This is a genomic window from Nitrospirae bacterium CG2_30_53_67, assembly GCA_001873285.1.
In the GTDB taxonomy this organism is placed as follows: Bacteria; CG2-30-53-67; CG2-30-53-67; order CG2-30-53-67; family CG2-30-53-67; genus CG2-30-53-67.
Window position 1 is genome coordinate 1 of record MNYV01000088.1, and the last position, 8560, is coordinate 8560.

Genomic DNA, 8560 nt, shown 5'->3' on the forward strand with positions numbered 1-8560 from the left:
CGTTGTGTCCGCACTGATGATATTTCTCCTCTTATCCGGAGCGTGCGGCAAGAAAGAGGAAACCAAGGTCTATTCCACACCCGGGGGGAAGGTGGAGGTCACCAAGAAGCAGGGCGGGGATGTCCATGAGATGACGGTAAAAACCGGAGAGGGAACTACGACGATGAAGATGGGCGCCGACACCATCCCCAAGGATTTGGGTGTCCCGGTCTATCCGGGTGTGGAATCGGAGCAAGGGCAGTCGTGGAGCATGACGGGGACAGACAAGGAGAAAAAGAACGACTTTTCTGCAACGGTCCTCTTCTCAAAGGACCCCATCGACAAGGTATCAGCCTTTTACAAGGAAAAGTTGAAAGGGGATGATCCGAAGATGTACGAGATGGCCATGCCCGAAGGGAAGATGGTGAACATCATCATCGATAAAGAGGAGAGTGCCACACAGATTGTCCTGACCGAAAACAAGGAGAAGAAAGGGACCCAGATTCAGATCACGAAATCCAAGGAGGCTAAGGATTAAATTTGATGGACTTGTAAGAAGTTCTAAAATGTGACGGCAAAGAAAAAAGGCCCAGATGCAAGGCGCGCAAGTCCTGAGGAATGAGGCGTACTTGGATGTACGCTGCAATGACGAAGGGCGCAGCGAACCCCAAGATTCATTAATATGTAAGTCGCCAAAGGCGGCATGAATAATGCAAAGCGGGGCATGCGGCGCTTCGAAACGAAGTGAAGAAGCGGCAAGCATAACCAGCAGATGGACTTTTTACGAAGCCGTCAAATCTTATTCCCACTCGATGGTACTCGGCGGTTTGGAGGAGATGTCGTAGGCCACGCGGTTGACCCCTTTGACCTCGTTGATGATCCGATTGGAGATGCGGCCCAGGAGGTCGTAGGGAAGCTGGACCCAGTCGGCGGTCATGCCGTCCTGACTCGTGACCGCACGTACGGCGATCACGTGCTCGTAGGTCCGCTCGTCGCCCATGACCCCCACGGTCCGGATCGGGAGGAGCACGGCAAACGACTGCCAGATCTGCCGGTAGAGCCCTGCGGCCTTGACCTCCTCGATCACGATGGCATCGGCCCTGCGGAGGATCTCGAGCCGATCTCTGGTGACTTCCCCGAGCACGCGCACGGCAAGACCCGGGCCCGGAAAGGGCTGGCGAAAGAGTATCTCATCGGGAATCTGCAGCTCCTTCCCTGCCAGCCGGACCTCGTCCTTGAAGAGTTCCCGCAGGGGTTCGATCAGCTTGAGTTTCATCCGTTCAGGGAGGCCGCCCACGTTGTGGTGGCTCTTGATGGTGGCCGAGGGACCTTTGAAGGAGACGCTCTCGATTACGTCCGGATAGAGGGTCCCCTGCGCCAGGCAATCAACCTTGCCGAGTTTGCCTGCCTCTTCTTCAAAGACCCGGATGAACTCGTTCCCGATGATCTTGCGCTTCTTCTCAGGATCGGTGACCCCGGCCAGTTTTTTAAGGAACCTCTCTGCGGTATCCACAAAGACCAGAGGGATGCGGAACTCGTCACGGAACGTCTTGACCACTTTTTCAGCCTCGTTCAGCCTAAGCAGTCCGTTGTCCACAAAGATGCAGGTCAGGCGGTCTCCGATGGCCCTGTGGAGCAGCACGGCGGCAACCGAGGAATCCACTCCACCGGATAAGGCGCAGATCACCCGGTCTTCTCCCACACGGGCCCGGATATCGGATACAGCCTGCTCCACAAAGGAGTGCATGGTCCAATTGGGCCCGCACCCGCAGATCCGGTAGGCGAAGTTCTTGAGGATTTCCATACCCTGCGGGGTATGGGCCACTTCGGGATGGAACTGCAGGGCATAATAACCCTGTCCTGGATCGGCCATCGCGGCCACCGGGGAGTTTTCCGTGCCGGCTATAGGGGAGAATCCCTGTGGCGGTGTATCAATACGGTCGCCGTGGCTCATCCAGACCCGGAGGCGTTTCCCCAAGCCGGAGAACAGTTCCGATTCAGCGAGCAGGTCCAGGTCCGCCGCGCCGTATTCACGGTGTGCTGCCGGAGCGACCCTGCCGCCCAGCATCTGCGTCATCAACTGCATGCCGTAGCAGATGCCGAGAATGGGGATGCCCATAGAGAAGATTCCCAGATCAGGGAACGGCGCCCCGGGATCTGATACGCTCGAGGGGCCGCCCGAGAGAATCAGGCCCGAAGGCCGAAAGGCCTGGATCCCCTTCAGGGGTTCGGAAAAAGGCCGAATCTCGGAGTAGACCTTGAGCTCTCGGATACGGCGGGCGATGAGCTGGGTGTACTGGGATCCGAAATCGAGGATCAGAATCTTTTTCTGCTGTATGGACATAGCGTATGCACACCCCAAATGATACTGTGAGCCGGCGGAGAAGAAGTTGTGATTTTAGGCATCCAAGAAGGGTTCCAGGGGCCAAGGGTTCGAGGGGTCAAGCGATTCGTTTCCTCTCATTTTCTTCGCCGTTCACTTGAACCCTTGACCCCTGGAATCCTTGGACCCTTTTTGCTTGCAATCTCTATACTTGTTATACGTGTAAAAGACTTTGTATGTATGTCAAGAATGTTGGTTACTCCAGGCGGTAGTTGGGGGCCTCTTTGGTGATGATCACGTCATGGACGTGGCTCTCGCGGAATCCGGCGACCGTGATACGGATGAATTCCGCTTTCTCCTGCAGTTCGGGGATGGTGCGGCACCCGCAGTAGCCCATGCCGGAGCGGAGTCCTCCCACAAGCTGATAGATGCTCTCCGCAAGGGACCCCTTATAGGGGACGCGGCCTTCGATCCCCTCGGGGACCAGTTTCCTCTCCAGGGTCTCGTGTTCCTGAAAATACCGGTCCTTGCTTCCCGAAGACATGGCCCCGATGGAGCCCATGCCGCGATAGACCTTGTAGCTTCGCCCCTGAAAGAGCACGGTCTCTCCGGGGCTCTCTTCCACACCGGCCAGGAGACCGCCGATCATGACCAAATTGGCCCCGGCCACCATGGCCTTGGTAATATCCCCGGAATATTTGATCCCCCCGTCGGCAATGACCGGCACATGAGACTCTCGGGCTACTTTGGCGCAGTCCATGATGGCCGTAATCTGAGGGATTCCGGCCCCGGCGACAACGCGGGTCGTACAGATGGAGCCGGGCCCGATCCCGACCTTTATGGCATCGGCCCCCGCCTCGATCAGGTCCCTGGCCCCCTGGGCCGTGGCCACGTTCCCGGCCACCAGATCTCTGTCCGGATAGGTTTTTTTAATCTGCCGGACGGCCTCGAGCACCCCTTCGGAATGGCCATGGGCCGTGTCCACACAGAGCACGTCCACACCGGAGCGGATCAGGGCCTCTGCGCGCATCAGGGCCTCCTCGCCCACACCGATGGCGGCGCCGACCCGGAGCCTGCCCAGATCGTCCTTGCAGGCATTGGGAAATTTCATCTTCTTCTCGATATCCTTGATGGTAATCAATCCCTTGAGGTTTCCGTCACGATCCACGACCAGGAGCTTTTCGATCCGGTGCTGGTGGAGGATCTCCTTGGCCTCCTCCAGGGTGGTTCCTTCCGGGGCCGTGATCAGATTCTTCTTGGTCATGACCTCGGAGACCTTGAGGTCGAGACGGGTCTCGAATCTGAGATCCCGGTTGGTCAGGATCCCGACCAGACGGTTTCCTCTAGTGACGGGGACTCCGGAGATACGGTACTTATCCATGATGGCCATGGCCTCGTGGATCCTGCGGTCCGGTTCTATGGTAATGGGATCCACGATCATCCCGCTTTCGGATTTTTTGACCTTGTCGATCTCCATGACCTGCCGCTCCAGGGACATGGCCTTATGGATGAAGGCGATCCCCCCCTCCTGGGCCAGGGCGATCCCCAGTCTCGCCTCGGAAACCGTATCCATGGCCGAGCTCACGATGGGAATGTTCAGCCGGATCCGTCCCGTGAGATAGGTTGAGGTGTCCGTATCCTTGGGGAGCACGCTGGAGCGGGCCGGCACCAGGAGCACATCATCGTAGGTCAATCCAAGCCGGATCTGTTCATGGTTCATGTTTTTTTTTATCCTCATCCAAGAGACCGGACGGCACATGGAGACGGGCAGACCGTCCGTCCATCCCTCACTTGAGGCGCCCCCTGCGTTGACCGCGGCTGATGCAAAGAGAGTAAACCACAGGGGAACCCTGCAAGATATGAAATAATAAATTGAATTGAAAAACTAACATACAAGAGTTCATCCGTCAAGAAGGAAATCGCACGTGGGTTTAAGAAGCGGGGCCGCTTGACGGAATCCTCTTTTTCCGTTACAAAAGATCCAATGATTGAAAGACCGAAGACGTTTCCGGTCTTTTTCAGAGGCGCCTCCGGAGTCCGGGGGGTGGGGGGCGGCCATTGTCCGGATCAAGCCGGGATGATGAAAAGGGATACCACAGAGCACACAGAGAACACGGAGAAAAGCAGCGCCTTGTTAAAAGCAAAACCTTTTCACCGCAGAGCACACAGAGAACGCAGAGGAAAGGCCTTTTAGGTAAGAACGAAAACCAAGACCTCTTCACCGCAGAGGCGCGGAGGGCGCTTGGCACAAACAACTGCCGTTTTTTTATGCAGATTCGTGTTCATTCGTGGCAGAAAAATTTTGTTTTCTCTGTTCCCTGTGGTTATCTTCTGACTGACGGAGGCCGATATGGAAAAGAAGATTGGGAAAAGCAGGCTGACTCTGGTGCGCGGGGATATCACGCAGGCGGAGACTGAAGCCATCGTGAATGCGGCCAACTCGTCTCTCATGGGAGGCGGAGGCGTGGACGGGGCCATTCACCGGGCCGGAGGCCCGAAGATCCTGGAGGAGTGCAAGGCCATTGTGGCCAGGCAGGGGAGATGCGGAACCGGCGAAGCGGTCATCACGTCCGGAGGAAACCTAAAGGCCCGGTATGTTATCCATACCGTGGGGCCGGTCTGGTCCGGCGGGGGTCGAAACGAACGGGAACTTCTATCCGATGCCTACAGGAACAGCCTCAGGCTTGCGAAGGAGAATCACATCCGCTCCATCTCATTCCCATCCGTCAGCACCGGGGCCTACCGGTTCCCCATCGAGGAGGCGGCCGGAATCGCCCTTTCAACCGTTCGGGACTTTCTCACGGAGCACCCCATGGACGAGGTCCGGTTTGTGCTCTTTTCTGAAAACGATCTTAAGGTTTATGAGGATGCATTCAGGAAGGCATTCCATTGATTAGAGATCTGCAGCCCTTATTCATCTGTGATTAATATCAATTTCTTCATAGATCCAAATCGGCATTCTGGAATCCATACTCTGATTCTGGTTCGCTGACTATCCAGCGTATATTCTCAGCGGTCATTTTCCCGATCCCTTCAACTTCCTTCAGTTCTTCCAGACGGGCTGAAATTGCATTTTCTACGCTACCAAAGGTTTTCAGTAACCGTCCGGCCTTCGCCGGGCCGATACCCGGTAAGCCCTGTAGAATCTGAAGCTGTGTTCTATGTTTACCCTTGGGTCGTTTCCCCTTGTGAGGTAATGCACCAACGGAAATTCTTCTCATCTGTTTGGCAGCGTAACATATGAGCTGGGCGCTTTCTTTCGGGCTCTGTGAGCGTAGAACTGGAATTCCTAAAAAGAGACTGATTGTAATCAGAGCGCCCTGGATCGCTTCTCGTCGCATTCCGCTTGTGGCCAGATCACCGGCTGTTCCCTCTAAGATAAGGACCGGACGCTTCGGCGAGGAAGCAAGTCTGCATGCTTGATCAAAGAGCCGTCCATTCTGGATGGAAACTGTAAAATCCAACAAGGTCTTCCTCTCAAAAAGGAAGTTACCCTCTACTTCATAATCCCCCAGAGCAAGACGTTGTACAAAAACTTCGACATCCTCCAAAACCTTTAACGCTTCTATTGTGCCGCTTCTTTGTTCGCGATCATCTGCAATGATTCGGATAAGAGGTGTTTGACAGGAGAAACCGGTATCCATATTTTGCATTTTTATCAATTTTTATGGGAATTGTAAATCTAATTTTTTTTGTGGAGGGCGCGCCCGACCATGATACGAAAAAGCCGCCCATGCTCAATTCACAAAAGCGGGGGCGTTGTCCAGTATTTCAAAACCCTGGTCCACGGAGATATCCCGGATCATGTAAACGCTGAAGATCATCTGGTAGACCGAGTCGCCCAGGTTTTCCCATCCCGTGGAGATGAACCCCATATTGCCGAATTGTCCGGGGATGTTATCGGGAGGGTCCATGCGGCTCGCATCATCGAGGATGTATACCCTGTAGTGGACCGGGAGATTCCTTCCAAGATTCATGGAGACCAGGATTTCTCCATCGGGACTGGAAACAACGAGGGCCTTGTCACCGGAGGCATTGATTTTTTCCTTTTCAGCGGACATCTTTCCATTGATGGCGGCGCCAGAGGGCCGTCGTTTCCGTCCATGGTCATCAGGGTCTTAAGGTCCGAGAAAAAGAGGCCGATCCTGAAGGGGATCTCAATGAAGGTATCCAAGAAGAAGGCGTTGGCGTAATGGATATGATAGATGGTGATGGCCGGGGTGCGAAGCCCCATGAAGAGCCTGGCCCTGTTGACCGTGCACCGGATGACCCGCACGGGGCCTTGCTTTACGGCGGTCAGCCTGGATTCGGAATCCTCTTCCGTTCTTACAAAGTCCAGTTTATGAAGAAACTTCCCGCTGTGTCTCGCCTTCATCTTGTCGGCCAGATTCGCGCCGTATTCATGGGGAGAAGCCCCCTTCCAGTTTAATGCATCCATGACAAAAGGGGTTTTCCTGGAGAATCCGACCCGGTAGGTTTGCGACTCGATCACATCGTCCTTGGGACGGTAGGAGACATAATGCGGCATGCCCGCTTGAGAGGTCTCGTGATCCAGGACCCATGCATAGACCCATTTACGGATATTTTTTATCGGATCACGGATTTCTATTTCCACGGCCGAGGAGAAGGTCATTCCCTCCAGCCGGGTCAGGGTCTGCTCTCCGGCATCGGATGCCATAAATACAAGCTCGTCGTTTTTGTCCATGGGCGATCTCCCTTGCCGTTCCTGCTCTTTTTTATCAGCCGGGATCAGAAATCTTCCGTTCATGTCCCTTCGGTCGATCTGGAAGGGGATGGGTTTCAATCCCTCAGGGTCATGGAAGGCATAAAGAGAGATCTTTGCTGCGGGCGCATGCAGCAGGGGCGGGAGTTCTTTGCCCTTGAGGACCACGGGATAATAAGGGGAAGAGATGGGATGGCGGACCGAGACATGCCGGATGGCTGCTGCGGGCGAAAGGGATGAGGCCTCCTGCGGGAAGATTAGGCAAATCCACAGGGCTGCATGGAAGAACAAGACTCTTGCACTGAGCATAGGGATCATATGAACCATCCTGTCCGGTTGTTTCGTCTCTTAGTGGTCCTGTTCGTAAATATGGTAACGTACCGAGAGGGCCTGCCTGTGCCGGCACGGCAGACAGGTCGTAGGGCGGCCTCATCAAGGCGCGCGACTGAGGCGTACCCCTCTGGTACACCGCAAGGAGCGGAACGCCGAGGAGGCCGCCCTACGGCACTCGAATGCAACCGTATTTACGAATAGGACCACTTAGGACAAAGATATACCAGATTCATGAGCATGGCAATCCGCAAGGGCAAAGGCAGAGACTTTTCGGCCGGTCACCCTTCCCGGCACGGGTTTTTGGGAGGATCCATCACAAAGAAAGGCGCATGATTGGAGGTAAAAAGCGGCGGCTCTTTTTTCAGGATGCCTGACACGGCCGGATGGCGCTTGAACTCCTGCTCTAAAAACTGCCGGACCTTTTTTCTGTGCCACCCCTTTGGATGGACGAAGTCCGTGTAGAGGGAAAGGTCGCCTTCATAGAAACCGCTGGTTTTCAGTCCTTCTGCTTCCGGGCTGGAAACCGGCATGTTGAAGATCGCGAGGTTCAGGAAGCTGATTTCATCCTTGTGCCTGACTGTAAATGCAAGGGTCCTTTGCGCTTCAGTCAGGCTCTCCGGCGGCGTGCCGAAAAGAAGATAGACATACGCGGCGATTCCCGAGCGGCTCAGGGTCTTCAGGGCCTTTGATGCCGTGTCAAGATCAATCCCCTTGTCCATCCGGTCGAGCACGTCCTGATCCCCGGATTCCAGACCCAGCTTGAGCATCACGCATCCTGAACGCTTCAGGGCCATGCAGAAATCCATATCGGCCAGGAGCCGGCTGATCCGTGCAAAACCATACCATGGCACACCGGGGGGATGATCCGAAAGGGATTTGAGCAGCGGGGCGCTCATGGCATTGTCCAGGAAATGGATCAGTGCCGGTTTTGTCTCTTTGGTGAGCGTATTCAGTTCGACGGCTATTCTCTCCACCGGCACAGGAACATAGGGATTGGATTCGGCTCTTTCCGGGCAGAAGGCGCATCGGCGGAAATGACATCCGCTCGACCCGCTGTAGGGGAGAACGAAACCCGGAGAGAGATAGTCCTGGACCGGGAGCCCTGCATAATCGGGCATACTGCCGCCGTTCTGCATTTCATTCATGCCGGCGAGCGTCAGCAATGGCGCCTCGCCAGGTCCGGAAATGAGGTGATCCACAAG

8 protein-coding genes and 1 pseudogene are annotated in these 8560 nt (G+C 55.3%); 3 read left to right on the forward strand and 6 right to left on the reverse strand.

Going from position 1 to position 8560, the window contains the following annotated elements; all coding sequences use genetic code 11:
* Positions 1-517, forward strand: a pseudogene (locus AUK29_05525) (hypothetical protein).
* 261 nt (positions 518-778) lie between these two features.
* Here the strand turns inward: AUK29_05525 and AUK29_05530 are convergent.
* Positions 779-2323, reverse strand: coding sequence for a glutamine-hydrolyzing GMP synthase (locus tag AUK29_05530; protein ID OIP64055.1), 1545 nt, complete (start codon positions 2321-2323; stop codon positions 779-781).
* A gap of 235 nt (positions 2324-2558) precedes the next feature.
* Positions 2559-4022, reverse strand: coding sequence for an IMP dehydrogenase (locus AUK29_05535; GenBank protein ID OIP64056.1), 1464 nt, complete (start codon positions 4020-4022; stop codon positions 2559-2561).
* Between the two features lie 228 nt (positions 4023-4250).
* Here AUK29_05535 and AUK29_05540 point away from each other — a divergent pair, with 228 nt between their 5' ends.
* Entirely contained in the window at positions 4251-4496 is a 246-nt protein-coding gene (locus tag AUK29_05540) for a hypothetical protein (protein ID OIP64057.1), read from the forward strand.
* Between the two features lie 156 nt (positions 4497-4652).
* Positions 4653-5195 (forward strand): O-acetyl-ADP-ribose deacetylase, encoded by a 543-nt coding sequence (locus AUK29_05545; protein OIP64058.1) that lies wholly within the window; start codon positions 4653-4655, stop codon positions 5193-5195.
* Positions 5196-5241: 46 nt separating this feature from the next.
* Here AUK29_05545 and AUK29_05550 read toward each other — a convergent pair whose 3' ends face one another.
* The 4 genes from AUK29_05550 to AUK29_05565 form a co-directional block, all read right to left on the reverse strand.
* Positions 5242-5946 (reverse strand): nuclease, encoded by a 705-nt coding sequence (locus AUK29_05550; protein ID OIP64062.1) that lies wholly within the window; start codon positions 5944-5946, stop codon positions 5242-5244.
* A gap of 93 nt (positions 5947-6039) precedes the next feature.
* Positions 6040-6279, reverse strand: a complete 240-nt coding sequence (locus AUK29_05555) for a hypothetical protein (GenBank protein ID OIP64059.1) — start codon at positions 6277-6279, stop codon at positions 6040-6042.
* Complete coding sequence (locus tag AUK29_05560; GenBank protein OIP64060.1) at positions 6276-7343, reverse strand: hypothetical protein; 1068 nt, start codon at positions 7341-7343, stop codon at positions 6276-6278. The genes AUK29_05555 and AUK29_05560 overlap by 4 nt, the downstream gene beginning before the upstream one ends.
* 293 nt (positions 7344-7636) lie before the next feature.
* Positions 7637-8521 carry a hypothetical protein gene (locus AUK29_05565; GenBank protein OIP64061.1) on the reverse strand — a complete coding sequence of 295 codons (885 nt, stop codon included), beginning with the start codon at positions 8519-8521 and terminating at the stop codon, positions 7637-7639.
* Positions 8522-8560 lie beyond the last annotated feature (39 nt).